The sequence below is a fragment of the Mesorhizobium sp. WSM4848 genome (assembly GCF_055811375.1).
The window spans coordinates 118,900-145,459 of record NZ_JBVVPX010000010.1 but is presented as its reverse complement, the minus strand read 5'-3'; the positions used below and the strand labels follow the sequence as shown (position 1 = coordinate 145,459).

Annotated in this window: 24 protein-coding genes and 1 riboswitch; of the genes, 19 read left to right on the top strand and 5 right to left on the bottom strand. The window is 62.3% G+C overall.

Annotated elements, in window-relative coordinates; translation table 11 throughout:
• Window positions 1–110: 110 nt before the first annotated feature.
• The 10 genes from puuE (at window position 111) to AC0L16_RS12455 (ending at window position 11,681) form a co-directional block, all read left to right on the top strand.
• The gene (puuE, locus tag AC0L16_RS12500; protein WP_473621051.1) at window positions 111–1,544 is read left to right on the top strand and encodes an allantoinase PuuE; all 1,434 of its coding nucleotides are present in this window, start codon (window positions 111–113) and stop codon (window positions 1,542–1,544) included.
• A 66-nt stretch (window positions 1,545–1,610) separates the two neighbouring features.
• A complete protein-coding gene (locus tag AC0L16_RS12495; RefSeq protein ID WP_473621049.1) occupies window positions 1,611–2,474 on the top strand; it encodes a bifunctional allantoicase/(S)-ureidoglycine aminohydrolase in 864 nt (287 codons plus the stop codon).
• Complete coding sequence (locus AC0L16_RS12490) at window positions 2,471–2,974, top strand: ureidoglycolate lyase (protein ID WP_473621048.1); 504 nt, start codon at window positions 2,471–2,473, stop codon at window positions 2,972–2,974. The genes AC0L16_RS12495 and AC0L16_RS12490 overlap by 4 nt, the downstream gene beginning before the upstream one ends.
• Complete coding sequence (locus AC0L16_RS12485; RefSeq protein WP_473621047.1) at window positions 2,974–3,567, top strand: nucleoside deaminase; 594 nt, start codon at window positions 2,974–2,976, stop codon at window positions 3,565–3,567. Before AC0L16_RS12490 ends, AC0L16_RS12485 begins: the two co-directional genes overlap by 1 nt.
• Before the next feature lie 69 nt (window positions 3,568–3,636).
• Window positions 3,637–5,622 (top strand): CocE/NonD family hydrolase, encoded by a 1,986-nt coding sequence (locus AC0L16_RS12480; protein ID WP_473621045.1) that lies wholly within the window; start codon window positions 3,637–3,639, stop codon window positions 5,620–5,622.
• 156 nt (window positions 5,623–5,778) lie between these two features.
• Window positions 5,779–7,368 carry an ABC transporter substrate-binding protein gene (locus AC0L16_RS12475; RefSeq protein ID WP_473621044.1) on the top strand — a complete coding sequence of 530 codons (1,590 nt, stop codon included), beginning with the start codon at window positions 5,779–5,781 and terminating at the stop codon, window positions 7,366–7,368.
• 16 nt (window positions 7,369–7,384) lie between these two features.
• Window positions 7,385–8,344 carry an ABC transporter permease gene (locus tag AC0L16_RS12470; RefSeq protein ID WP_473621042.1) on the top strand — a complete coding sequence of 320 codons (960 nt, stop codon included), beginning with the start codon at window positions 7,385–7,387 and terminating at the stop codon, window positions 8,342–8,344.
• Window positions 8,345–8,356: 12 nt separating this feature from the next.
• Window positions 8,357–9,181 (top strand): ABC transporter permease, encoded by an 825-nt coding sequence (locus tag AC0L16_RS12465; RefSeq protein WP_473621041.1) that lies wholly within the window; start codon window positions 8,357–8,359, stop codon window positions 9,179–9,181.
• Window positions 9,181–10,833, top strand: coding sequence for an ABC transporter ATP-binding protein (locus AC0L16_RS12460; RefSeq protein ID WP_473621040.1), 1,653 nt, complete (start codon window positions 9,181–9,183; stop codon window positions 10,831–10,833). The genes AC0L16_RS12465 and AC0L16_RS12460 overlap by 1 nt, the downstream gene beginning before the upstream one ends.
• An 8-nt stretch (window positions 10,834–10,841) precedes the next feature.
• The gene (locus tag AC0L16_RS12455) at window positions 10,842–11,681 is read left to right on the top strand and encodes an alkaline phosphatase family protein (RefSeq protein WP_473621038.1); all 840 of its coding nucleotides are present in this window, start codon (window positions 10,842–10,844) and stop codon (window positions 11,679–11,681) included.
• Window positions 11,682–11,765: 84 nt separating this feature from the next.
• Here the strand turns inward: AC0L16_RS12455 and AC0L16_RS12450 are convergent, their stop codons facing one another.
• On the bottom strand, window positions 11,766–12,770 hold the full coding sequence (locus AC0L16_RS12450) for a zinc-dependent alcohol dehydrogenase family protein (protein ID WP_473621036.1): 1,005 nt from the start codon (window positions 12,768–12,770) through the stop codon (window positions 11,766–11,768).
• 28 nt (window positions 12,771–12,798) lie between these two features.
• Entirely contained in the window at window positions 12,799–13,008 is a 210-nt protein-coding gene (locus AC0L16_RS12445) for a hypothetical protein (RefSeq protein ID WP_473621035.1), read from the bottom strand.
• A 259-nt stretch (window positions 13,009–13,267) separates the two neighbouring features.
• Between AC0L16_RS12445 and AC0L16_RS12440 the strand changes: the two genes are divergently transcribed.
• The 4 genes from AC0L16_RS12440 to AC0L16_RS12425 all read left to right on the top strand — a co-directional run bounded on the left by AC0L16_RS12440 (window position 13,268) and on the right by AC0L16_RS12425 (window position 16,794).
• Window positions 13,268–13,834, top strand: a complete 567-nt coding sequence (locus AC0L16_RS12440) for a sigma-70 family RNA polymerase sigma factor (protein ID WP_095493938.1) — start codon at window positions 13,268–13,270, stop codon at window positions 13,832–13,834.
• Window positions 13,831–14,499, top strand: coding sequence for an anti-sigma factor (locus AC0L16_RS12435; RefSeq protein WP_473621034.1), 669 nt, complete (start codon window positions 13,831–13,833; stop codon window positions 14,497–14,499). Before AC0L16_RS12440 ends, AC0L16_RS12435 begins: the two co-directional genes overlap by 4 nt.
• A complete protein-coding gene (locus AC0L16_RS12430; RefSeq protein WP_473621033.1) occupies window positions 14,489–15,964 on the top strand; it encodes a S8 family serine peptidase in 1,476 nt (491 codons plus the stop codon). The genes AC0L16_RS12435 and AC0L16_RS12430 overlap by 11 nt, the downstream gene beginning before the upstream one ends.
• A 266-nt stretch (window positions 15,965–16,230) precedes the next feature.
• Window positions 16,231–16,794 carry a hypothetical protein gene (locus tag AC0L16_RS12425; RefSeq protein ID WP_473621032.1) on the top strand — a complete coding sequence of 188 codons (564 nt, stop codon included), beginning with the start codon at window positions 16,231–16,233 and terminating at the stop codon, window positions 16,792–16,794.
• A gap of 395 nt (window positions 16,795–17,189) precedes the next feature.
• On the opposite strand, the gene AC0L16_RS12420 is transcribed toward AC0L16_RS12425, so the two are convergent.
• Window positions 17,190–18,212 carry a substrate-binding domain-containing protein gene (locus tag AC0L16_RS12420; protein ID WP_473621030.1) on the bottom strand — a complete coding sequence of 341 codons (1,023 nt, stop codon included), beginning with the start codon at window positions 18,210–18,212 and terminating at the stop codon, window positions 17,190–17,192.
• A 363-nt stretch (window positions 18,213–18,575) separates the two neighbouring features.
• Here AC0L16_RS12420 and AC0L16_RS12415 point away from each other — a divergent pair, with 363 nt between their 5' ends.
• The 5 genes from AC0L16_RS12415 to AC0L16_RS12395 all read left to right on the top strand — a co-directional run bounded on the left by AC0L16_RS12415 (window position 18,576) and on the right by AC0L16_RS12395 (window position 25,142).
• Window positions 18,576–19,931, top strand: coding sequence for an ABC transporter substrate-binding protein (locus AC0L16_RS12415; protein WP_473621029.1), 1,356 nt, complete (start codon window positions 18,576–18,578; stop codon window positions 19,929–19,931).
• 234 nt (window positions 19,932–20,165) lie between these two features.
• Window positions 20,166–21,179, top strand: coding sequence for a carbohydrate ABC transporter permease (locus tag AC0L16_RS12410; RefSeq protein ID WP_473621028.1), 1,014 nt, complete (start codon window positions 20,166–20,168; stop codon window positions 21,177–21,179).
• A 1-nt stretch (window position 21,180) separates the two neighbouring features.
• Window positions 21,181–22,335: a carbohydrate ABC transporter permease gene (locus AC0L16_RS12405; protein WP_473621027.1), complete on the top strand. Its 1,155-nt coding sequence runs from the start codon at window positions 21,181–21,183 to the stop codon at window positions 22,333–22,335.
• Window positions 22,336–22,339: 4 nt separating this feature from the next.
• Window positions 22,340–24,004: a beta-galactosidase BglA gene (gene bglA, locus AC0L16_RS12400; protein WP_473621026.1), complete on the top strand. Its 1,665-nt coding sequence runs from the start codon at window positions 22,340–22,342 to the stop codon at window positions 24,002–24,004.
• 25 nt (window positions 24,005–24,029) lie between these two features.
• Window positions 24,030–25,142: an ABC transporter ATP-binding protein gene (locus AC0L16_RS12395; RefSeq protein ID WP_287063945.1), complete on the top strand. Its 1,113-nt coding sequence runs from the start codon at window positions 24,030–24,032 to the stop codon at window positions 25,140–25,142.
• A gap of 212 nt (window positions 25,143–25,354) precedes the next feature.
• On the opposite strand, the gene AC0L16_RS12390 is transcribed toward AC0L16_RS12395, so the two are convergent.
• The gene (locus AC0L16_RS12390; protein WP_473621025.1) at window positions 25,355–25,579 is read right to left on the bottom strand and encodes a DUF680 domain-containing protein; all 225 of its coding nucleotides are present in this window, start codon (window positions 25,577–25,579) and stop codon (window positions 25,355–25,357) included.
• Between the two features lie 66 nt (window positions 25,580–25,645).
• On the bottom strand, window positions 25,646–25,849 hold the full coding sequence (locus AC0L16_RS12385) for a DUF680 domain-containing protein (protein ID WP_473621023.1): 204 nt from the start codon (window positions 25,847–25,849) through the stop codon (window positions 25,646–25,648).
• Between the two features lie 505 nt (window positions 25,850–26,354).
• A riboswitch (cobalamin riboswitch) is annotated at window positions 26,355–26,557 on the top strand.
• Window positions 26,558–26,560: the final 3 nt, after the last annotated feature.

The following is a 26,560-nucleotide window of genomic DNA, read 5'->3' as shown; positions in this document are numbered from 1 at the left end:
CATAAGTCCCGGTCGAGTGAAGTGCTGCAAAAACACTTTCAAAAATTTTCGGGGGAATGCCCAAGCGGCCCTTTCGACTATCCTGATCACACTATCCGGCAGGAGCGACAATGCGTTACGAACGAGACATGCGCGGCTACGGCGCCAATCCGCCGGATCCGAAATGGCCTGGCGGGGCGCATGTAGCGGTGCAGTTCGTCGTCAACTACGAGGAAGGCGGCGAGAACTGCGTCCTGCATGGCGACAAGGCTTCGGAAGCCTTCCTCTCCGAGATCGTCGGCGCTGCACCCTGGCCCGGGCAGCGCCATTGGAACATGGAATCGATCTACGAATATGGCGCCCGCGCCGGTTTCTGGCGATTGCTGCGCCTGTTCACTGAGGCTGAGGTGCCGGTCACCTGCTACGGCGTCGCCACAGCACTGGCGCGTTCGCCCGCCCAGGTCGTGGCGATGCAGGAGGCCGGCTGGGAGATCGCCTCGCACGGGCTGAAATGGATCGACTACCGCGACCATGCGCCGGAGGACGAGCGCCGCGACATGGAAGAGGCAATCCGGCTGCACTACGAGGTGACCGGGGCGCGGCCAACCGGCTGGTACACCGGCCGCACGTCGATCAACACCGTGCGGCTTGCGGCGGAACAGGGCGGCTTCGACTATGTGTCGGACACCTATGACGACGAGCTGCCTTACTGGTTCGAGCATGGTGGGCCGGGCGGGTCGGCAAAGCCGCAGCTCATCATCCCCTATACGCTCGACGCCAACGACATGCGTTTCGCCACGCCGCAGGGCTTCAACTCGGGCGACCAGTTCTTCGCCTATCTCAGGGATAGTTTCGACACGCTCTATGCCGAGGGCAAGGCGGGACGGCCGCGCATGATGAACATCGGCCTGCATTGCCGCCTCGTCGGCCGACCGGGCCGGGTCGCTGCGCTGAAACGCTTCGTCGACTACGTCAAATCGCACGACAGGGTCTGGCTGGCGCGACGCATCGACATCGCAAGGCACTGGCAAGAGAACCATCCGTTCCGGCCGCAGGCGCTGCGCCCGTCGAAGATGGAATTCGAGGCTTTCGTCCAGGCATTCGGCGGTGTATTCGAGCATTCGCCGTGGGTCGCCGAGCGCGCCTACGAGCTGGAGCTCGGCCCGGCGCATGACAGTGCCGGCGGGCTGCATAACGCGCTATGTCGCGTCTTTCGCGGCGCCAGTGAGACCGAGCGGCTTTCCGTGCTCAATGCCCATCCCGACCTTGCCGGCAAACTGGCGCAAGCCAAGCGGCTGACGCCGGAATCGGCCAGGGAACAGGCTTCCGCCGGGCTCGACGCGCTGACCGCCACGGAGCGCGAGCTGTTCTCCAAGCTCAATGCCGCCTACGTCGCCAGTTTCGACTTCCCCTTCATCATCGCAGTGAAAGGCAAGACCAAGGAAGAAATCGTGGCGGAGTTCGAAGCGCGCATCGGCAACAGCCGCGCCGTTGAATTTGAAACCGCCTGCAAACAGGTCGAGCGCATCGCGCTGCTCCGCCTCAAGGACATGCTCCCACAATAGGCCTGGTTTCCACAATAGGCCCTGGCTCCACAATACGCTTTGGCTTCAAAAACAGGCTTTGAACTGATGGATACGATGAAAATGGCCGACCGAACCTATTACGCGCCGCAGGGCGGCCACCCCGGCCAGAGCGAGCTGCTGACCGGCCGCGCTGTCTTCACCGAGGCCTATGCCGTCATTCCAAAGGGGGTGATGCAGGACATCGTCACCAGCGCCCTGCCGTTCTGGGACAAGACCCGCGTCTGGGTGCTGTCGCGCCCGCTGTCCGGGTTTGCTGAGACGTTTTCGCAATACATCGTCGAGGTCGCGCCCGGCGGCGGCAGCGACCGGCCGGAACCGGATGCCGGCGCCGAGGGCGCCTTGTTCGTGGTCGAGGGCGAGTTGAGCGTTTTGCTGGCTGGCGAGAAGCATGACTTGCAGCCGGGCGGCTTTGCTTTCCTGCCGCCAGCCAGCGGATGGAGCGTTCGCAACGAGAGCGGCGCTGCTGTCCGCTTCCACTGGATCCGCAAGGCTTACGACGCCGTCGAAGGCATTGATGCCCCGCAAGTCTTCTTTGCCAACGAACAGGACATTGCGCCGGCGCCGATGCCCGGCACCGAGGGCCGTTGGGCGACGACGCGCTTCGTCGACCCTGAAGACATGCGCCACGACATGCACGTCACCATCGTCACGCTTGAGCCGGGTGCGGTCATCCCCTTCGCCGAGACGCATGTCATGGAGCACGGTCTCTACGTGCTGGAGGGCAAGGCGGTCTACCGCCTCAACCAGGACTGGGTCGAGGTCGAGGCCGGCGACTATATGTGGCTGCGCGCCTTCTGTCCGCAGGCCTGCTATGCCGGCGGCCCCGGAAAATTCCGCTATCTGCTCTACAAGGACGTCAACCGGCACGCCAAGCTTGGTGGCGCCGGCGTCGGGAGGCGCGCGTCATGACCCGCATCGTGGCGCGGCCGCTGACCCGCGAAAATTTTGCCGCGTTCGGTGACGTCATCGATATGGGCGGCGACAATCACTACCCGATCAATGGCGGCAAGGCCGAGCGCTACCATGACCTCGCCACGGCGCAAGCGCAGGGGCCGAATGGGCGCGTGCTGATCTCCATGGTGCGTGGCACGCCCTATGATTTTCCGCTGAAGCTGACCATGGTCGAGCGTCACCCGTTCGGCAGCCAGGCTTTCATTCCGCTGTCGCCACGGCCGTTCCTGGTCATCGTCTGCCATGATGGCGACACAGGTCCGGGCGAGCCGCACGCCTTCCTCACGGCGCCCGGGCAGGGCGTCAACTATCCGCGCAATCGCTGGCACGGCGTGCTGACGCCGATCGGCGAGGCCCAGGATTTCCTCGTCGTCGACCGAGGCGGCGACGGCGCCAACTTCGAAGAGTGCCATTTCTCGCACGCTTACGAGATCCATCTCCCCGACGGGACCGCATGATGGCCAACGTCTCGCTGATCGACCGCCTGCTCGACGTGATCGAGCATGACATCGTGCCGAAGACGGCCGAAGGCGTCGACCACGGCAACAAGCTGTTCGGCGCAGCGATCCTGCGGAAGGAAGACCACTCGCTGGTGCTCGCAGAGACCAACAATGAGACGGAGAACCCGCTCTGGCATGGCGAAGTGCACTGCCTGAAGCGGTTCTACGAAATGCCGAAGGCAGAGCGCGTCGACACCAAGGACGCGATTTTTCTCGCCACGCATGAACCCTGCTCGCTCTGCCTGTCGGCTATCACCTGGACCGGCTTCGACAATTTCTACTATCTTTTTTCGCACGAGGATTCGCGCGACAGCTTCGCCATCCCGCACGATCTGAAGATTCTGAAAGAGATCTTCACCCTCGACCCCGGCGGCTACAACGCCGAGAACGCCTACTGGAAAAGCTTTTCGATCCGCAGAATGGTGCGATCGCTGCCTGAGGCCGAGCGCCGGCGATTGGAAACGCGGATCGGCAAAATCTCCGCACACTATGATGAATTGTCCAGCGCCTATCAGGTGAGCAAGGCCGACAACGACATTCCGCTGAGTTGACGCGGATTGACCAGCCGATTTCTTTGGCTGGCCCATGACGCATCGGCAGCGGCTCCATCATGTGGCCGCATGAAAACCGTCACTGAATTTCCCCGAAAGGTCGTCGAATTTCCGGACGTGGGGATCGTCATGCCGGATGGCTGCCGGCTGTCGGCGCGGGTATGGATGCCGGCCGATGCCGTCGACGATCCGGTGCCGGCGATCCTCGAGCATCTGCCCTACCGCAAGCGCGACGGCACGATCTATCGGGACCAGCTGACGCATCCCTATTTCGCCGGTCACGGCTACGCCTCGATCCGCGTCGACATGCGCGGCAATGGCGATTCCGAAGGGCTGATGGACGACGAATATTCCGAGCAGGAATTGCAGGACGCCTGCGACGTAATCGCCTGGGCAGCGGCCCAGCCCTGGTGCAACGGAAGTGTCGGCATGATGGGCATCTCGTGGGGCGGGTTCAACTGCCTGCAGACGGCAGCCAAGCGGCCGCCGGCGCTAAAGGCGGTGATCAGCCTGTGCTCGACCGTCGACCGCTATGCCGACGACATCCACTACAAGGGCGGCTGCCTGCTGATCGAGAATTTCGGCTGGGCCTCGACCATGCTGTCCTATTCGTCGCGGCCGCCGGACCCGCTGCTCGCCGGCGACAATCGCTGGCGCGACCTGTGGCTGACCCGGCTGGCGAACCAGCCCTTCCTGGCGCCGTTGTGGCTAAAGCATCAGCACCGCGACGCCTATTGGAAGCGCGGCTCGATTTGCGAGGACTATTCGGCCATCCAAGCCGCCGTGCTGTCGATCGGCGGCTGGCATGACGGCTATCGCAACACCATTTCCCATCTTGCCGCCAATATCGAGGCGCCGGTCAAAGGGATTGTCGGCCCGTGGATCCATAAATACCCGCACTATGCGGCACCCGAACCGCGCATCGGCTTCCTGCAGGAGGCGTTGCGCTGGTGGGACCGCTGGCTGAAAGACATCGACACCGGCGTCGAGGCCGACCCGGCCTATCGCGCCTATGTCATGGACAGCGTCCGTCCCGCACGCTGTCATCCCGAACGGCCGGGCCGCTGGGTCGCCGAACCGGTGTGGCCGTCGCCTGATATCAAAACACAGGAGGTCGAACTGATTGCAGAAGGCAGCAAGCCGGCCATCGTCGCTTCGCCGCAAAGCTGCGGCCTTGCCGGTGGCGAATATTTTCCCTTCACCTTCGGCCCGGAATTGCCCGGCGACCAGCGCCCCGACGATGCGCTGTCGGTGTGTTTCGACCAGCCGGTGCTGACCGAGGCGATCGACATTGTCGGTGCGCCGGAGGTGTCGGTCCGGGTCTCGTCGGACCGGCGCCAGGCGAACATCGCCATCCGGCTGTGCGATGTGCACCCCGACGGAGCGTCCGAGCTGATCTCCTACGGCGTGCTCAACCTGACGCACCGCAACTCGCACGAACTCCCGCAAGCGCTGGTGCCGGGCAAAACCGTCAGAGCCCGGGTCGTGCTCGACCAATGTGCCTATCGCGTACCTTCAGGCCACCGTCTGCGTATTGCCGTTTCGAACGCCTACTGGCCGATGATTTGGCCATCGCCGGAACCGGTCCGGCTCGATCTGTCGGCGGCAAGGCTGAAGCTGCCGCTGCGGCCGCTGGCGCAAGACGACGAAGTCGCGTTCCCCACGCCGGAGGCAGCCGCACCCTGGTCAACGGAAACGATTCGCGCCGCCAATTCCGAGCGTCATGTCGATCGCGACGAGAAGACCGGAATTGTTACGCTCTCCATCGTCGACGATTTCGGCGAGGTGCGCGATCTGGAGCATGGCCTCGCCAATGGCAGCATCGCGCGAGAGACATGGACGATCCACCCCGACGATCCGTTGTCGGCGTCGGGCAAGACGCATTGGACCCAAACGCTGTCGCGAAATGGATGGTCGGTGCGCACCGAAACATCAGCCGAAATGCGGTCCGACGCGCAAAGCTTCATGGTTAGCGCCAGAATCGAAGGCTATGAAGGCGAAATCCTGGTTTTCGAGCGCAATTTCGAAGAGAAAATCCCGCGCGCGCTGCTTTGAGCGCTTATCGAGATTGGTCCAATTGCGACGTACGATTTACGCCACGGCATGTCGCATTCGGCCTTGCTTACAGCTTTCCGTTGCGGTCATTATTCTCCTCAGAAGAAACCATAAAAAACGGCCACAAGGTCGAACCAACAGAGTGAGGAACTCAACATGTCGAACGAACTGGAATTTCTAAGCCGGCGCGTCGCATCCGGCAAACTGAGCCGTCGTGATTTTCTCGGCCGGGCGGCAGCGCTCGGCATCACCGCAACCTTCGCCAACTCACTGCTTTCAAGTGCGGCGCGCGCCGCGGGTCCGGTCAAGGGTGGCACGCTGAAGGCCGGCCTGGTCGGCGGCGAGTCCACCAACAGTCTCGATCCGGCCCTGTTCATGACCCAGCCGCCGACCGCCTTCGGCAAGATGTGGGGTGAAGTGATCGTCGAACTGGCGCCTGACGGCGGCATCGAATACCGCATCGCCGAGGAGATCGGTGCGTCGGACGACGCCAAGACCTGGACGCTGAAGATCCGAGACGGCATCGAGTTCCACAATGGCAAGACAGTGACCGCCGAGGACGTGGCCGCCACGCTCGAGCGTCATTCCGACGAGAAGTCGAAGTCGGGCGCGCTCGGCTACATGAAGGGCATCGAGAGCATCAACGCCAGCGGCAAGGAAGTCGTGCTGACCTTGAAGGAAGCCAATGCCGACCTTCCCTATCTGCTCAGCGACTACCATTTGATCGTCCAGCCCAATGGCGGCAAGGACAAGCCCGATGCCGGCATCGGCGCCGGGCCTTACAAGATCACCACCAACGAGCCGGGCGTGCGCCATGGCGGTGAGCGCTTCGCCAACTACTGGCAGGGCGACAAGATGGGCCATGCCGACCAGATCGAGATCATCGTCATCAACGATTCCACGGCGCGCACGGCCGCCCTGCAGGGCGGCCAGGTCCACATGATCAACCGCGTCGAGCCCAAGATCGTCGACCTGATCAAGCGTCTGCCGGGCGTCACCATCCGCAACCATTCGGGACCCGGCCACTACGTCTTCATCATGCATTGCAACACGGCGCCGTTCGACAACAACGATCTGCGCATGGCGCTGAAGCTGGCGATGGACCGCGAGGAAATGCTCGACAAAATCTTGAGAGGCTACGGCTCGCTCGGCAACGATTTTCCGATCAACAACTCCTATCCATTGTTCTCCGACGACATCGAGCAACGCAAATTCGATCCCGACAAGGCCAACTTTCACTACAAGAAGTCGGGTCACGACGGTACCGTTCTGCTGAGGACCTCGGACGTCGCCTTCCCGGGTGCGGTCGACGCCGCCCAGCTCTATCAGCAGAGCTGCGCCAAGGCCGGCATCATCATCGAGGTCAAGCGCGAGCCCGGCGACGGCTACTGGAACGAAGTCTGGAACAAGCAGCCCTTCTCGACATCTTATTGGGGCGGACGCTCGACCCAGGACCAGATGTATTCCACCGCCTATATCTCGTCTGCGGACTGGAACGACACCCGCTTCCTGCGCCCGGACTTCGACAAGATGGTGCTTGCCGCGCGCGCCGAGCTTGACGAGGCCAAGCGCAAGGCGATGTACCGCGACATGGCGATGATCGTTCGCGACGAAGGCGGCTTGATCCTGCCCATGTTCAACCAGTTCATCGACGCGACAGGACCCAAGGTCGCCGGCTGGGTCGACGACCCGCATCAGGAGTTGATGAACTATTACGCTCCGGCAAAGTGCTGGCTCGAAGCTTGAGCCCGGCCTTGCGGAGATGTCGTCCCCCATCTTGAAACTGGTGACCCAGCGCATTGCGCTGGGCATCCTCCTGCTGCTGGCCGTATCGGTCCTGATCTTCGCCGGCACCCAGATCCTGCCCGGCGACGTCGCGCAAGCCATCCTCGGGCAGTCGGCGACACCGGAGTCGCTTGCCAATCTGCGCGAGCAGCTCGGCCTCAACGATCCGGCCTTTGTCCGCTATTTCCGTTGGCTCGGCGGCGTCGTGACCGGCGATCTCGGCACCGCCATGTCGAGCGGACAGGATATTGCAACGTCGATCAAGGGACGGCTATGGAACACGCTGTTCCTCGCCTTCTGGGCGGCGGTCGTGGCGGTGCCGCTGGCGATCATCCTCGGCCTGATTGCAGTGCGCTACCGCAATGGCTGGGTCGACAAACTGATCTCCGGACTGGCGCTCGCCTCGACGTCGTTTCCCGAATTTTTTATCGGCTACGTGCTCGTCTATTTCTTTGCGGTGAAATACCAGATCTTCCCCGGCATCTCGACGGTCTATGACGGAATGCCTTTTGGCGAACGCATGCAGGCGATCATGCTGCCGGCGGCAGCACTGACGCTGGTGGTGCTCGCCCACATGATGCGCATGACGCGCGCCGCGATCCTCAACGTGATGCAGTCGGCTTATGTGGAAACCGCCGAGCTCAAGGGGCTTTCGGCATTCGCCGTCATTCGCAGGCATGCCTTTCCCAATGCGATTGCACCGATCATCAACGTCGTCATGCTCAACCTCGCTTATCTCATCGTCGGCGTCGTCGTGGTCGAAGTGATCTTCGTCTACCCGGGCATGGGCCAATATCTCGTCGACCATGTCACCAAGCGCGACGTGCCGGTGGTGCAGGCGGTCGGCCTGATCTTCGCCGCCGTTTATATCAGCCTCAACATCATTGCGGACATAGCGGCGATCGTCGCCAATCCGCGTCTCAGACACCCGAAATAAGGGGGAGCGGGTATGCTCGACATAAAACGCATCCCGGTCCCCGCGCTGATCGGCCTGGTGCTGACTGCGCTGTTCGTGCTTGCGGCGATCTTCGCGCCGTGGATCGCTCCGTATGGCAATGGCGAGATCGTCGGCGATGTCTGGGGACCGATGTCGGCGACACATTGGCTGGGCACCGACAATCTCGGCCGCGACCTCCTTTCGCGCATGATCTACGGCGCCCGCGTCACGCTGCTCATCGCGGTGCTGGCCACCGCGCTGTCCTTCTCGCTCGGCGCCATCCTCGGCTTCTCGGCGGCGGTTTTCGGCGGCTGGTTCGACACGCTTATGTCGCGCCTCGTCGATCTCCTGATGTCGATCCCGACGCTGATCATGGGCCTCGTCGTGCTCTCGGTGCTGCCGACCAATCTGGTGACGCTGATCCTGGTCATGGGCATTCTCGACTCGACCCGCGTCTACCGCCTGTCGCGGGCGGTCGCCGTCGACATCAACGTCATGGATTTCGTCGAGGCGGCCAAGCTGCGCGGCGAAGGCAGCGTGTGGATCATCTTCCGCGAGATCCTGCCCAATGCGTTGTCGCCGCTGGTTTCGGAACTCGGCTTGCGCTTCATCTATGCCGTACTGTTCCTGTCGACGCTGTCCTTCCTCGGCCTCGGCGTGCAGCCGCCTAGCGCCGACTGGGGCGGCATGGTCAAGGAAAACAAGGACGGCATCGTCTTCGGCATCGCGGCGGCGCTCATCCCTGCGGCGGCGATCGCGATGCTGGCGATTTCCGTCAACCTTGTCGCCGACTGGGTGCTCAACCGCACGACGAGCCTGAAGGGAGGGCGCGGGTAATGGCTGACCAGCGAGCAAAGTCCGTGCTGCTCGATATCCGCAATCTGCGCATCGAGGCCACCGTGTTCCCGCCGGGCGAAGCGCCGAAGAACATCGTGCTGGTCCACGACGTCTCGCTGACACTCGAGAAGGGCAAGGTGCTCGGCCTGATCGGCGAGTCCGGCGCCGGCAAGTCGACCATCGGCCTGGCATCGATGGGCTATGGCCGCGGCGGCGTGCGCATCACCGGCGGCGAAGTCATCCTCAACGGCCGCGACATCCTCAAGGGCGGCAAGGAAGGTTTTCGCAAATTGCGCGGCCGCGAGGTCTGCTATGTCGCGCAATCGGCGGCGGCGGCCTTCAACCCGGCGCACAGGCTGATGGATCAGGTGGTCGAGGCGACGCTGCTGCACGGCACGGCGACACGGGCCGCGGCCGAAAAACGCGCCGTCGCGCTGTTCAAGAAGCTCAGCCTGCCGAATCCCGAAAGCATCGGCGAGCGCTTTCCGCACCAGGTGTCCGGCGGCCAGCTGCAGCGCGTGATGACAGCGATGGCGCTGTGCTCCGAGCCCGACCTGATCGTCTTCGACGAGCCGACCACGGCGCTCGACGTGACGACGCAGATCGACGTGCTGGCGGCGATCAAGGACGCCATCCGCGACACGCATGTCGCGGCGCTGTACATCACTCACGACCTTGCCGTCGTCGCTCAGGTCTCGGACGAGATCATGGTGCTGCGCCACGGCCGGCTCGTAGAATGGGGCGGCACCCGCCAGATCATCAAGGAGCCGCGTCAGGAATACACCAATGCGCTGGTGTCGGTGCATGAGATCGAGCACCAGGAGCAAAAGCCCGGCACGACGCCGTTCCTGTCGGTCAAGAATATCACCGCCGCCTATGGCCGCAGCCATATCAAGGTGCTGAAGAACGTCTCGGTTGACATCTATCCGGGCCAAACGCTGGCGGTGGTCGGCGAGTCCGGCTCGGGCAAGTCGACGCTGGCGCGCGCCATCACCGGCCTGTTGCCGCCCGAACAAGGCACCGTCACCTTCGACGGGCGGCCGCTCGCCAACCGGCTCGCCGATCGGCCGAAAGAGGATCTGCGCCAGTTGCAGATGATCTACCAGATGGCCGACGTGGCGATGAACCCGCGCCAGACCGTCGGCACCATCATCGGCCGGCCGCTCGAATTCTATTTTGGTCTGCGCGGCCGCGAGCGCGACAAGCGCGTCGCCGAGCTGCTCGACAAGATCGAAATGGGCAAGGGTTTCATCGACCGCTACCCGGCCGAGCTTTCCGGTGGCCAGAAGCAGCGCGTCTGCATCGCCCGTTCGCTTGCCGCCAAGCCGAAGCTGATCATCTGCGACGAGGTGACCTCGGCGCTCGACCCGCTGGTCGCCAACGGCATCCTGAAGCTGCTGCTCGAGCTGCAGAAGGAGGAGAACGTCGCCTATCTGTTCATCACCCATGACCTCGCCACGGTGAAGTCGATCGCCGATTCGATCGCGGTGATGTATCGCGGCGAGGTGGTGCGCTACGGCGCGAAAAGCCAGGTGCTGGCGCCGCCGTTCGACGCCTATACCGACCTTCTCTTGTCCTCAGTCCCCGAAATGGAGATCGGCTGGCTGGAAAAGGCGATCAAGGGACGGCGCATGGCCAGCGCGGGGAATTAGACACCCCGGTGGCGCTGAAGACAAAACTTCTGCTGATCATCCTCGACGGCGTGCCTTATCGCAACTGGCGCCGGCTGATGGGCAATCTCGAAGGCTGGGTGCAATCGGGCGAAGCGCGCATCTGGAAGATGCGTTCTGTGCTGCCGTCGACCTCGGCCTGCTGCTATGCCTCGATCCACACCGGCGTGCCGCCGCAGGTGCATGGTATCCTGACCAACGAGAACCGGTTCCGCGTCGAGCAACCGGACATCTTCTCCGAGGTCAGCAAGGCCGGCGGTAAGACAGGTGCGGTCACCCATTCCTACTGGTCAGAATTCTTCCGCGCCTATCCGTTCGATCTGGTCGAGGACATGGAGTTCGACGAGCCGGGCGGATCGATCGCGCATGGCCGGTTCCACACCATGACCGGCTACAATGCCCGCAACCAGATGACGCCGAGCGACGTCGACCTGTTCGCGACGCTGACCATGCTGACCAGGCGACACGGCATCGACTACGGCATCCTGCACACCTGCACGCTGGACTCGATGGGCCACCGCTTCGGCCATGACTGCCATGAGATGGACCATGCCGTCTATGCGATGGACGGCATGCTCGCAGCCTTCCTGCCGCGCTGGCGGAAAGCCGGCTACGAGGTCATCGTCACCGCCGATCACGGCCAGACCGATCGCGGCCATCATGGCGGCCATGACGACGAGATGCAGGATTTTGCTCTGTATTATTTCGGACAGGGCAAGGGTCCGGAGGCCCATACGCTGCTCGACCAGCTGCAGCTTGCGCCGACGGTACTAGCACGCCTCGGCGTGCCGGTGCCGGCCACCATGAAGGCCAAGTCGTTTCTCGGCTGAATGGGGTGCCTAGCCTGCTTGCTTACGGAGAACATGAAGCCGGGGCCGAAATGCGCAACGCCAAATGGAGGCCAGATACAGCAGTCAAAGTTCGAGACAGACCTTGCCAAAATGCTTTTGGGACTCGTAGTGCTTGAAGGCATTGGCGATCTCCTGCAGCGGAAAACCGCGGTCGATAGCAGGCTTCAAACGGTTGGCCTCTATGGCACGAATCATGTCTTCTTGGTCTGCCCTGCTGCCAATCGAGATTCCGCTGACCCTAATCTGATTGGAAAACAGGGCCGGGATCGAAACTTGTCCGGCAAAACCAGTCAAGACACCGATTAGTGCGATGTGGCCGCCCATCCTGCAAGCTGTTATCGACTGCGCCAACGTGCCCGGCCCGCCAACCTCGATCACATGATCGACGCCGCGTCCGTCCGTCAAAACCCTTGCCTTCTGGCCCCAATCCGGCACTGCCTTGTAATTGACGACAATGTCGGCTCCAAGCTGCTCGAGCCTTTCCAGCTTCTCCTCCGATGAAGAAGTGGCGATAACCCGGGCGCCCGCAATCTTTGCGAATTGCAGCGCGAATAGCGATACACTGCCCGTGCCAAGGACCAGCACCGTATCACCGGGCGTCACCTGGCCGCACACCATCAGGGCTCTCCAGGCGGTGACCCCGGCACAGGTAAGCGTTGCCGCCTCCATATGCGTGAAGTCTGCCGGTGCCCTTGTGAAGGCATGCCAGGGCATGCACACATACTCGCTGGCATAGCCGTCAACATCATCTCCCAATTCGCCACTCTTACTGGCTGGCGTCGGTTCGCCGGCCAGCCAATGGGGCCAATAGGTGCTGACGACGGCATCTCCGGCCTTGAATTCTTGGACATCATCTGAGACCGCAACCACTTCTCCAGCGCCATCGGACAGCGGGATACGGCCATCGGCGCACGGTTTCTTTCCCAGCGCCACCATGCTGTCGTGGAAATTCAACGAACACGCCCGTATCCTGACAAGCAACTCACCCGGCCCTGGTTCCGGGCAATCCGTCTCGACCAGCTTGAGATTTTCCAAGCCTCCCGGCGCTTTCAGCCTAATCTGTCTCATGGAAAGCTCCTTCCGACCGCGCAAGGCTTCATGCGCCCCACCAGTCGCATGGACGATTGAGCGCATCGAACACCGGCATCGGCGATCGATCCACGAGAATCGCGGCCGCAAAGCAGTAGTTGGTCATGACATTCGCTTCTTCAGCTGGGTTAGTGGTTGCGATCGGGACCTTAGTCGCCCGGCAGCGGACCGGTGAGTTACAAAACTGTCGGGAATCCTGCGCGGCGGTGTCGTCCAATGGCGCTCCGTCCGAGGCTGAACGACTGCACCTTGCCCGACGCACATGAGCCGCCTTGTGACCGCCGTCACTGCGAGCCTGACGGCCGCCTTTTGCTTGGCGCCCCTGACTGAGACAGGACCCTTAAAAACCGGGAGAACGTACACTCTGGCAACCTCTCCGCTCTTCGGTTAGCTTTCAAAAATCCGGGCGGAAAGCGGTGAACCTTTTTGGGCCGATCAGCGACAGAGCAGGCAGGAGCCAGGCGGCTCGATCGGCCATGACGGCAGCGACGGAAACCGATCGCGCGCTTGTCGGCCGGGTCGCGAAGGGCGACCGTGCCGCCGTTCGGCTCCTGTTCATGCGCCACCACGCGCGGGTCTACCGCTTCGTGGTGCGCCAGACCGGATCGGAAATGATGGCCGACGATATCGCCAACGAGGTGTTTCTCGAACTCTGGCGCCAGGCGCCCGGGTTCGAGGGGCGCTCGGAAGTCTCGACATGGCTGCTCGGCATCGCCCGCTTCAAGGCGCTGTCGTCGCTGCGCAAGAAAAAGGAAGACTGGATCGACGACGATGACGCGGCCCAGATCGCCGACGGCGCCGATACGCCGGAAGTCGTCACCATGAAGGAAGACAAGGGTGCCGCCTTGCGGCGCTTCGTCGATGCCTTGCCGGAAGAACACCGAACGGTGATCGACCTTGCCTATTACCACGGACAGTCGGTGACCGAGATCGGCGAGGTGCTCGGCATCCCGGTCGCCACCGTCAAGACCAGGATGTTCTACGCCCGCAAGAAACTCGGCGAGGCCCTCAAGGCCGCCGGTTACGACAGGGGGTGGCCATGAGCGCCGCTGAAAAGATGTCGCGTCGCGATGAAATGGAAACGCTGCTGCCGTTCTATCTGAACGGCTCGCTTGAAGGTGCGGAGCTCGAAGCCGTCGAGGAATGGCTGGCGACCGACCCGGCAGCGCTTGCCGCACTCGGCGAGGCCGAAGCCGAATTCTCCAGCACCGCTGCATCCAATGAGGCGATCCGTCCGCCGGCCGATGCGCTCAGCCGCTTCGCCCGGGCGCTCGACGCCGAGGCCGGCCCGGTGCGCGCGCCGGCGTCGTCGTCCTGGCTGGCACAGGTGTGGGGCCGCTTCACGGCGGTTCCCGCCGCCGTCGCCTGGGCTGCGGCCGCGGCTCTGCTGGCGCTTGTTGTCGTGCAGTCGTTTCAGCAGCCCGGCGGCTTGGACAGCGATTTCGAAATTGCCGGCCAGCAAGGCGATCTGGCGAAAATGCCGTTCGCGCTGGTGAAGTTCAAGCCGGACGCGAAGATGGCCGACATTGTCGCTTTTCTTGGCGAACACCAGCTGAAGATTGCCGGCGGGCCGACCGCCGACGGTGTCTTCCGCCTTGGCATCCCGGCCACGACTGCCGCCGACTATGAAAAAGTGCTTGGGCTTATTGCCGCCCAGCCTTTCGCGGAGGCTGTGGTCGAGGGAAGGAAACCGGTCGATGGCGGCTAGGGCGGTCATCCGATTTGCGGCGCTGCTTGGGGCGGCGATGACAATCGCCGCCACGCCTGCCTTGGCGCAGACCAATGATCCGAACCTCACCCAGGCAGAAATCGACTGCCTGAACCGAGGGACGGCGGCGGCCGACTGCGTCAGGGGCGACACAGAGGATGGCAGCGGCGAAAGGCCCGGCGCAGGTCCCGCCGCGACAGGTGCGGTCTTCCTACCCGCGCTGATCGTCGACCTGTTCCCCAATCCGGTCGGCGGCCAGGCGCCGCTGCCGACGCCCGATCCGCGCCGCGATCCGGCCAGCGGTGCGTTGCCGCCGCCGGTCCCGCCTGCCGGTGCGGCAGCGATACAGACCGCCGCGCCGGGCGGTCCGATCGTTTCGCCCAGCGATCTCGTCGCGGCCGAGCCGCCGCGCGCCATCGTCGGTGATTTCGTGCCGGACGAGGTGCTGGTGACGGTGGAGGGCGGCGCCGTCCAGCAGATCGCCGCCTCCTTTGGCCTCGAAGTGCGCTCGCAGCGCCAGTCTCAGTTGCTCGGCTCCACGCTGGTGCGCTTCGGCATTCCTGATGGCCGCCCGGTCGGCGTCGTGCTGGCGCAGCTTGCCGCCGACGGCCGCACTTTGCGGCGCGAGCCCAACCATATCTACTCGCTGCAGCAGGCAGCCACCATCGTCAACTATGCCTTCGAGCGCATCGCGCTCGATGTGAAAGAGGCGAGCGGCGAGAACGTGCGCATCGCCGTCGTCGACACCGCCATCGACGACACCAATCCAGCACTCTCCGGCGTCATCGCCGATCAGTTCGACGCCATGCCCGATGTGCCGATCGAGGCGCGCGATCACGGCACCTCGATCGACGGCCTGATCGCCGGCGTCGGCGCGCTCAAAGGCATGGCGCCAGGCGCCAGGATCTACCACGCCCGCGCCTTCGAGGGCGGCAAATCGACCATGGACGTCATCCTTGCGGCGCTCGACTGGGCGGCGGAGCAGGATGTCCGCATCATCAATATGAGCTTCGTCGGCCCGAAGAACGACCTGCTCGGCGTCGCCTGCCGCAATGCCCGGGCGCTCGGCATCGTGCTGGTCGCCGCTGCCGGCAACAACGGGCCGAAGGCGCCCTACGGCTACCCGGCCGCCTTCGACGGCGTCATCGCGGCGACCGCCACCGATGCCAAGGACGGGCTGATGCAGCAGGCCAATCGCGGCGCCTACGTGTTCCTCTCCGCTCCCGGCGTCGAGATGGTGGCGCCGAGCGGCGCCGGTTCGGATGTCGTCACTGGCACCTCGTTTGCCGCAGCGATCGTCACCGGCGCGATCGCCAATCTGCTGCATGCCGCACCCGACCGTTCCGCCGACTGGGTCGAGAAAGCACTGGCCGCCACGGCAAGGGACCTCGGCCCCAAGGGGCGGGACAATGATTTCGGCCATGGCCTGCTAGACATCAAGGCGGCCGAGGCGGCGAAGGAATAGGTATGACGCTTGAGGCTTCTACTTTTTGCGCGCCGACTCCCCAAATCCGCTACGCACTTTTGTGCCACACGTATTAGGGTCGAACCTCACTCAGCTGGTTGCCGCCAATGGCCGAGATGCGGCCAAAGTCCGGCAAGCCGCATGTCCGGCCTTGGATATAAAGACTGGCGTCGGCTCGAAAAAGGGATGCTATTCTCTTACCAGAACCTTTTTCACTGGAATGGAGTAGAGATGACGGGTGTAAAAAAAATTACCGGCTCGCCCTGTTGGCCATTCTTGCTTCTATTTGCCAGACGACCAATTCAGCATCAGGTAATACTTGGGAAGATCTCGACAGGCAGTTAGCCAAACTACATGGCTTAGGTGACTGTACCGGCTATTGGAAATTACTTTGGGAAAACCGGAACGAAGCGGACCTGTTTTCGTATATTTCACTGTCGGCTCTCGCTGAGATAGGGGAACATCCGTGGCAACCGGCGAATTCAGATGAAAATGACAACATCGCTTTTATATTTGCAGCGTTAGCTCAGAAGAGTAACCAGTTCCGGGAACTGGAGAAATTGGGCGCTGGATACCAACGCGATTCTATTGCTGCGCCATTGTCTTATATTTTTCCATTGGCTTCGCGCCTTTCGTCAGCGAAAGCGAATAAGTATTATGATAAAACGTTTAACAATTGTATTGGTGATGGCGATTTTGGTTTATATGAATTTGACAATTGCTTCAGAAAATATTTGAACAGCATTTCAGAATCAGGTGTTGTTTTAGAAATTCCGCCACTCGAGAAAGAAGTTCACGTAGAATGCTCTACGCCTGGCGCTAAGAATTAGAGAGATGATAGGTATGTCTGGTGCAGAAAATGGAACACCTCTCATACCTAACGCGTCGGGCGCAACGTCTAATCCGCGAAATGCAAGAGTTTCAATGGCTTGCCATGCCAGACAGCATAGCGGCTCTGGATAGGTGGTCCAATGAGCCACGACGCGTTACGAATATTGCGGTGCGGATTTCGCAAGGGACGCTCGGCTACGACGACGCCTCGGATCGTTGTGAAATTGAGATTCCTGAGGCTTTCACGAAACCTCTCTTCGTCCCCTCGGCGCCAGATCGCGCCTTGGAATTACATTGGGTCCAAGCCGGAGGACGATCCTATTTCCCGTGAGCTGCCTCTCGAACGTCCACTCAGAGTCGACCTCGGTCGCTCAGAGCGATTGGGATTTGACCCTCACGTCGGTGCGCCCGCGACCGATCCCCTTATCACCAGGTCGACCGGCCAGACTTCGCCGCAGGCGCCCTCTTCCAATCCGGAAATCCGCGCTGCCAGCCGCTCGGCAACGCGCGCGCCGGCCAAACGAATCGACGAACGCGTCGTCGACAACGGCACCGAGAAATTCTCCGGCTTCAGCCAGGGGAAGACGTCGTCATGGGCGATCAGCGACAGATCACCGGGGATGGTCAGGCCGAGATCGCGCACCGCGCGCACGACGCCGAGCGCCATGATCAGGCTGGAGCAGGCGATCGCGGTCGGCGCATCGCTTTGCTCAAGTAAGCGTCTGGCGGCGCGGTAGCCGTTCTCCTCGGTCATGGCGAGGGAACAGACATCGCCTTCGTCAAGCACCAGGCCGCTCGCCGCCAGCGCCCGGCGTACGCCACGCTCACGATGAATGGCGAAGGTCTCGCGGCCATCGCCGTTGATCAGCGCCAGCCGCCGGTGACCGAGTTGGACGAGCAGCCGTGCCGCCTCGTGGAAGGCGCCCTCATTGTCGATGTCGGTGAAAGGGTAGTCGAAATCGAGCCCTTCGCTGCGGCCATGGACGATGAAGGGAATGCCGAGCGTGCTGACCAGCGCCACCCGCCGGTCGGCCGGCCTCGGCGAGGAGATGTAGACGGCGTCGACCTGCCGGTTGGCGACGATACGCCGATAGGTCGTCTCCTGGTCGTCGGCATCGGCCGGGGACAGCACCAGGTCGAGTTCGTGCGAACGGGCGTAGTCGCCGAGACCGGAGAGGAATTCGACAAAATGCGGGTCGATGTCGACGGCCGCCCCGGTCGGCAAGACATAACCGATCATCCCGGTCTTGCCGGTAGCCAGCCGACGCGCGCTAGGGTTAGGACGGTAGCCGTGGCGCTTGGCGGCGTCGATCACCCGACGGCGCGTTTCCTCGTTGACTTCCGGGTAGCCGTTCAGCGCGCGGCTTACCGTCGTCTGCGAAAGCGCCAGCATGTGGGAAAGCTGTTTGAGGTTCACCGGAGGCCTCCAAGCCTCAAAGCGCTTTAACTATGGATCGCTCGCCCCCGCCGCGGGTAGTGCTGCCGAATGCCAAGACCATAAGCACCCTTTTTAACCGGTTTGAAGCAAAATTTGCTGTTGCAGTGCCCAAAATGGTGCTGCAGTGCACTTTGTTACTCCTTAATGCCAGCGCATTAAATCGATTAACCCTTCACCCTCTTGACTCCTGATCGATTCGATGGCGTGATCGAGAAACCCAAAGCGCTTTGGATGACTGTTCGAAAGGTTGCGGTTCCTTTCCGAGTGAGTCACAGTCTTGCGGCGTCGGCGGACGGAATGGAGGTTCCGTCCCATGTTTGTCACCACTGGGAGGGAATACCGATGAGGAAAATGCTTCTGCTGGGCGCCACTTCTGTCGCGCTCGCCCTGGGCGCACCGGCGCAAGCCGAACTGAAGTTCAAGCCGGGCGAAGACCCCCGCTTCAACTGGGCGAACTACGAAGAACTCAAGAAGGTCGACCTCAAGGGCGAGACGCTGTCGATCTTCGGGCCATGGCGCGGCGAGGACGAGGGCCTCATCCGCACCGTTCTCGACTATTTCTCGGAAGCCACCGGCGCCGAGGTCAAATACTCCTCGTCGGAAAATTACGAACAGCAGATCGTCATCGACACGCAGGCCGGCAGCCCGCCCAACATCGCCGTGCTGCCGCAGCCGGGCCTGATCCAGGACCTGGCGTCCAAGGGCCTGCTGACGCCGCTCGGCGATGACACCGCCAGCTGGATCAAGGACAATTACGGCGCCGGCCAGTCATGGGTCGATCTCGGTACCTTCAAGGACAAGGATGGCAAGCCGGGCTTCTTCGCCTTCCCCTACAAGGCCGACGTGAAATCGCTGGTCTGGTACTCGCCGGACAATTTCGAGGAAGCCGACTACGAGGTGCCGAAGACGCAGGAAGAGCTCGCCGAGCTCGAAAAGCAGATCATCGCCGACGGCGGCACGCCTTGGTGCATCGGGCTCGGGTCGGGCGGCGCCACCGGCTGGCCGGCGACCGACTGGGTCGAGGACATCATGCTGCGCACCCAGACGCCCGAGACCTACGATAAGTGGGTGAAGAACGAGATTCCGTTCAACGACCCCGCGGTGGTCAACGCCATCGACATTTTCGGCAAGATCGCGACCGACGACAAGATGGTCGATGGCGGCGCCAAGGCGGTGGCGGCGACCGATTTTCGCGATAGCCCGAAGGGCCTGTTCTCGGTGCCGCCGAAATGCTATTTGCACCACCAGGCGTCGTTCATCCCGACCTTCTTTCCGGAAGGCACCGAGATCGGCCAGGACGCCGACTTCTTCTACTACCCACCTTACGCTGCCAAGCCCGACCTCGGCACCCCGGTGCTCGGCGCCGGCACGCTGGCCATGATCACCAAGGACAGCAAGAGTGCCCGCGCGTTCATCGAATTCCTGAAGATGCCGCTCGCCCATGAGATCTGGATGGCCCAGGGCGGCTTCGTGACGCCGTTCAAATCGGTCAACAAGGACGCCTATGCCAGCGACGCGCTGAAGAAGCAGGGCGAAATCCTTGCCGAGGCCTCGACCTTCCGCTTCGACGGGTCCGACCTGATGCCGGGCAAGATCGGCGCCGGCGCTTTCTGGACCGGTATGATCGATCTCGTCGGCGGCAAGTCCGCCCAGGATGTCGCCACCGATATCCAGAAGAGCTGGGACGCGATCAAGTAGGCGTCCCGGCTGAACTGCGGACTACGATCCTGCATGGATCCGGGCCCCAGTGGCCCGGATCCGACCGGCGGCCCGCGCCGCAGCATTTTTATGAGCACATTCCGGCATGACGCGCGACCAGCAAGAGCAAAACCCTGCCTTGCATCCGGTCGCGTTCCAAATAACTGAATCGGCCTGTGATCGCGTCGCCAAAGCCATTCTCGACTGGCGGATCATGCGCAGAGGGAGGGACCCGTGGCGGCTCAGATTTTCTCGGCCATAACAGTCATCATCATCGGCGTCGGCGGCTGCGTCGCCTATTTCTGGGGCGCCAACAAACTGGTGGACATCATCTTCCCGTCGCGCGGCGTCGCAGGTGCTGCGGCCATCGACAATCTGCGCCGGCAGGGGCTGATCCGGCCGTGGCTGTTCGTCGGCCCGGCCATGATCATCCTTACCATCTACCTGATCTACCCGGTCGTGGAGACGCTCAGACTGTCGTTCCTCGATCGCGGCGGCACCAATTTCGTCGGCTTCACCAACTATGAATGGGCGTTCGGCGATCGCGAGTTCCGCAACTCCATCCTCAACAACATCATCTGGCTGGCGGTGGTGCCCGCCGCCTGCACCTTCCTCGGGCTGATCATCGCCGTCCTCACCGACAAGATCTGGTGGGGCACCATCGCCAAGAGCCTGATCTTCCTGCCGCTGGCCATCTCCTTCGTCGGCGCCAGCGTCATCTGGAAATTCATCTACGAGTATCGTGGCGCGGGCCAGACGCAGATCGGCCTGCTCAACGCCATCATCCAATATTCCGGCGGCCAGCCGCAGGTCTGGATATCGCTGCCGTTCTGGAACAATTTCTTCCTGATGATCATCCTGATCTGGATCCAGACCGGCTTTGCCATGGTCATCCTGTCCTCTGCCTTGCGGGGGATTCCCGAAGAGACGCTGGAGGCGGCCGTCATCGACGGCGCCAATCCGTTTCAGATCTTCTGGAAGATCATGGTGCCGCAGATCTGGGGCACGATTGCCGTCGTCTGGACCACCATCACCATCCTGGTGCTGAAGGTTTTCGACATCGTGCTGACCATGACCAACGGCCAATGGAACAGCCAGGTTCTGGCCAATCTGATGTTCGACTGGATGTTCCGCGGCGGCGGCGATTTCGGCCGCGGCGCCACCATCGCCATCATCATCATGATCGCAGTCATTCCGATCATGGTCTGGAACATCCGCCAGGCCAACAAAGAGACGGGAGGACATTGAGATGGCCGCGTCGACCGGAAAGTCCTTTGCCAGCCGTTTCGGCGTCCATATCGCGGTCTTCATCTTCGTCGCGATCTGGACGATCCCGACACTCGGCATTCTCGTCTCGTCGCTGCGCGACAAGGACCAGATCATCGCCTCGGGCTGGTGGAACTCGTTCGCCAGTTCGACGCAGACGGAAGCGGGCCGGCTGCCACCTGCCTCGGCGCAAGTCGAGAAGGACGGCAAGTTCGTCCTCGAGGGCAACATCTTCGGCGACGATCCGGCCCGCGACATCAGCGCCTTCGGCGTCAAGTCGTCGGCGCCGACGCAATATCCCGCCGGCACGACAGCCGATCTCGGCGACGGCGAGACCTTGCAGCTCAACGCCGACGGCAGTTTCGTCATGACCTCGACCAAGCCGTTCGAGGGCAAGCGCGGCCAGCGCGTCTACTACGCCTCGTCGGCGGCACCGAAATTCACCACCGACAATTACAATACGGTGCTGTTTTCGGAGGGCATCGGCCGCTCCTTCATGAATTCGCTGACCGTCACCATTCCGGCGACGGTCATCCCGATCCTGATCGCGGCATTCGCCGCCTATGCGCTGGCCTGGATGCGCTTTCCCGGCCGGGCGTTGCTCATCGCAGTGATCATCGGGCTCCTGGTCGTGCCGCTGCAGATGTCGCTGATCCCGCTGCTAAAACTCTACAACGGCGTCGGCAGCTTCTTCGGCGTGCCGTCGAAAACCTATCTCGGCATCTGGCTGGCGCATACCGGCTTCGGCCTGCCCTTCGCCATCTATCTGCTGAGAAGCTACATTGCCGGCCTGCCACGCGAAATCATGGAATCGGCGCGCATCGACGGCGCCAGCGATTTCGAGATCTTCGTCAAGATCGTGCTGCCGCTGTCGTTCCCGGTGCTGGCCTCCTTCGCCATCTTCCAGTTCCTGTGGGTGTGGAACGACCTGCTGGTCGCGATGGTTTTCCTCGGCACCGAGGGCGACCAGATCGTGCTGACCGCCAAGCTCAACGCGTTGCTCGGCTCGCGCGGCGGCGACTGGGAGATCCTGACGACATCGGCCTTCATCACCATTGTCGTGCCGCTGATCGTGTTCTTCTCGCTGCAGCGCTATTTCGTCCGCGGGCTGCTCGCCGGCTCGGTGAAGGGAGGTTGAGATCATGCAATCCGCTGTGAAAGCGACGTTGAGCCCCGACTTCGCCGTCGACCGCGACTGGTGGCGAGGTGCCGTGATCTACCAGATCTATCCGCGCAGCTATCAAGACTCGAACGGCGACGGCATCGGCGACCTCAGGGGCATTATCGGCAGGCTGCCCTATATCGCGGCGCTCGGCGTCGATGCCATCTGGATCTCGCCGTTCTTCAAGTCGCCGATGAAGGATTTCGGCTATGACGTATCCGACTATTGCGACGTCGATCCGATGTTCGGCACGCTGGCCGATTTCGACGCCCTGACCGCCGAGGCGCACAGGCTCGGGCTCAAGGTGATGATCGACGAGGTGCTGTCGCATACGGCAGACATCCATCCGTGGTTTAAGGAAAGCCGCTCGAGCCGCACCAACCCAAAGGCGGACTGGTATGTCTGGGCCGACGCCAGGCCCGACGGCACGCCACCCAACAACTGGCTGTCGATCTTCGGCGGTTCGGCCTGGCAGTGGGACACCAGCCGCCAGCAATATTATTTGCATAATTTCCTGGCCGAGCAGCCCGATCTCAACTTCCACAGCCGCGCGGTCCAGGACGCGCTGCTCGATGTCACCCGCTTCTGGCTGGAGCGCGGCGTCGACGGTTTCCGCCTCGACACCATCAATTTCTACTTCCACAGCCAGGGCCTCGAGGACAATCCGCCGCTGCCGCCCGAACAGCGCAACGACCAGACCGCTCCTTCCGTCAACCCCTACAACTACCAGGACCATCTCTACGACAAGAGCCGCCCCGAAAACCTCGGCTTCCTCGAACGCTTCCGCGCCCTGCTCGACGAATATCCGGCGACGGCGGCGGTTGGCGAAGTCGGCGATTCGCAGCGCGGACTGGAGGTGGTGGCGGCCTATACCGCCGGCAGCAAGCGCGTGCACATGTGCTATTCGTTCGACTTCCTGGCGCCCGAAAAGATCAGCGCGGCAAAGGTGCGTTCGGTGCTGGAAGCCTTTGGCAAGGTCGCCAGCGACGGCTGGTCGTGCTGGGCCTTCTCCAACCACGACGTGATGCGCACTGCCTCGCGCTGGGCGGGCGGCGAGGCCGACCAGTCCGCTTATCTCAAGGTGATCTCGGCGCTGCTGATGTCGCTGCGCGGCTCGGTCTGCATCTATCAGGGCGAGGAGCTTGGGCTCGGCGAGGCCGAGCTGCAATTCGAAGACCTGCAGGACCCCTACGGCATCCGGTTCTGGCCGGAATTCAAGGGCCGCGACGGCTGCCGCACGCCGATGGTCTGGAATGGCGCCGACAGCAATGGCGGCTTCTCCACGGCAAAGCCCTGGCTGCCAGTGCCTGCCAAGCACCTTTCGCAGGCCGTCGATGTGCAGCAGGGCGACGACAGTTCGCTGCTCGAACACTACCGGCGCTTTCTCGCTTTCCGCCGTCTGCATCCGGCGCTGGCCAAGGGCGACATCGAGTTCATCGAAAGCCAGGGCGATACGGTCGCCTTCACGCGCCGCGAGGGCAATGAGCAGATCGTCTGCGCCTTCAATCTCGGCAGCCGACCGGCCGAAGTCGATCTCGGCGGACGCTCGCTGCAGCCCTTGCCGGGGCACGGGTTTTCGGGACAGACTGACGCCGGTTTTATCCGCCTCGACGGCTACGGCGCCTGGTTCGGGCGTATCGATTGAGTTTGCAATTCACTGGAGGGAACCCATGGCCGATGTCACGCTAAGGCAAGTGAAGAAATCATACGGCAATCTCAACATTCTCCACGGCATCGACCTCGACATAAAGTCGGGCGAGTTCATCGTCTTCGTCGGCCCTTCGGGCTGTGGCAAGTCGACCTTGCTGCGGTCGATCGCCGGGCTTGAGGAAATCACCTCCGGCGAGCTCAAAATCGACGGCGAGGTGGTGAACGACGTGCCGCCGTCGAAGCGCGGCATCGCCATGGTGTTCCAGTCCTATGCGCTCTATCCACACATGACCGTCTACGACAACATGGCGTTCTCGATGAAGATCGGCAAGGAGAGCAAGGCCGAGATCGACAAGCGGGTGCGCCAGGCGGCGGAAATCCTGCAGCTGACCAAATATCTCGACCGGTTGCCCAAGGCGATGTCGGGCGGCCAGCGCCAGCGCGTCGCCATCGGCCGCGCCATCGTGCGCAATCCCAAGGTCTTCCTGTTCGACGAGCCGCTGTCGAACCTCGACGCGGCACTGCGCGTCGCAACCCGCATCGAGATCGCCAAGCTCAAGGAGTCGATGCCTGCTACAACGATGATTTACGTCACCCACGACCAGGTCGAGGCGATGACGCTGGCCGACCGCATCGTGGTGCTCAAGGAGGGCCATATCGAGCAGGTCGGCACGCCGATGGAGCTCTACAAGAAACCCGGCAATCTGTTCGTCGCGCAATTCATCGGCTCGCCGGCCATGAACATCCTGCCGGCGACGATCGACAAATCAGGCAACCCGACCATCGTCAGCCATGTCGGAGGCCGCAAGGCGACGGTGCCGATCGCCACGCCGGCCTCGGCGACGGGCGCTTCGGTGAGCTTCGGCGTGCGGCCGGAGGATCTGATGATCGCCACCGGCGCGGATTATCTTTTCGAGGGAACGGTGGATTATGTCGAGCAGCTCGGCGAGGTCCAGCTCGTCTATGTCGACATCGGCCGCGCCGACCTGCCGCTGGTGACCAAGCTGCCAGGCAACGTGGAGGTCAAGCGCGGCGCTGCGCTGCGGTTGAATGCCGATGCCGGCGACCTGCATATTTTCGATGCCGACGGACATTCATTCACGCTCCACAAAGCGGAAGCAAAGGCAGCCTGAGAGCGGCAGCCGAACTGATGGATGTTTGGTGACCCACAAACGAGAGCGGCGGGCAAAAGCCCGCCGCTCTTGTGCGTTCCGGTCGCTGCCCTGCGGGGCGGACTTCTGTACGTCGCCCGACGAGTTCAGCGCGTGTAGACCGGCGAGCCGTTATTGCGTACCGTAGCACCAGCGCGGCGGGAAAATGCCGCGGCTGCCGTTGGAACGAACTGTTAGTTGTTGCCGAACAGGTTACGGTCGCTGCCGTTGACGGGTTTCTCGTCAGCCGGAACCGGATTCTGCGCCGAAGCCGAATTCCGAATCGAAGCCGTGTACGAGTTGCTATCGACCGCAGCGGCCGGCTGGTTGGCGCCATTCGATCCAAAGTTGTCACTACCGGCAAAAGCGCTGCCGGAGATGGCCACAATGGCGGCGGTGGCAAGAATGATCTTCTTCATTTCTAGTACTCCTGAGTTCCTCAAAGCCCGAGCGGCGGACCGCCACTTTGCTGTTGGGATCGGCTGTTAATTGTTGCCGAAAAGGTTGCGGTCGGAGCCCTGGAGAACGGGCTGCTTTTCAGCGTGAGCCGGCGTCTGGACAGAGGCCGTGTAGGAGCTGTCAACCGCAGCAGTCGGCTGGTTGGCGGCGTTGGACCCATAATGGTCGCTGCCGGCAAAGGCGCTGCCGGTGGCCAGAACGGCGACGGCAGCAAGAGCAATCTTTTTCATTTTAGTACTCCAGTATCTTAGTCTTCCGTCCGTCTAGCGGCGTGTCTTGGGAGGATGCGCGTCGTTCGGACAGCCCCGATGTGGGAAGGCCATTCGGCGGATTCCAATCACGAAGTTGTTCCGTGTGGACCAAGAATCTACACCTTGAAATTGTACCAGAGACATTTACTTCAATGATTTTCTGTTTTCTTTTCAACGATTTATGGCAAGTTAGCCGTTCATGATTTGACGGATTGGCGGACCTGCGTTCACAGCGTGCTGCACGCATTGTCAACAGAAACGAACCGTTCGGTTCGATTTTAGAAGCGACTAATAGTCACTTTTGTAAACTGTTAACCTTCCTGATCTCTGCCGCGGGTCGGATTCGATGTCACGGCAGCCGACAATGGCCTCCGACAAAGTGGGGTTTCAGCCCTGCAGATATAAACCTGCAGGTTTCGCCGGCCGTGTCGCGCCGCATGAATACGATGTCGCTTTCATGCCGGCAGTCAGCCGGCCGTCATGATTAGATCACGCCATCTCAGGTGCCGCTTGGTGACGACGAAGCGGAGAATTGGGAAGCCGGTCAGAACCCGGCGCTGCCCCCGCAACGGTGGTGGAGTTCAAGTCGCAACGGGAGACCACTGGGCCACAAGCCTGGGAAGGTGTCGCGATGAGTCCGCAAGGACACTCCAGAGCCCGGAAACCAGCCCGAGATTTCTAGACTCGACT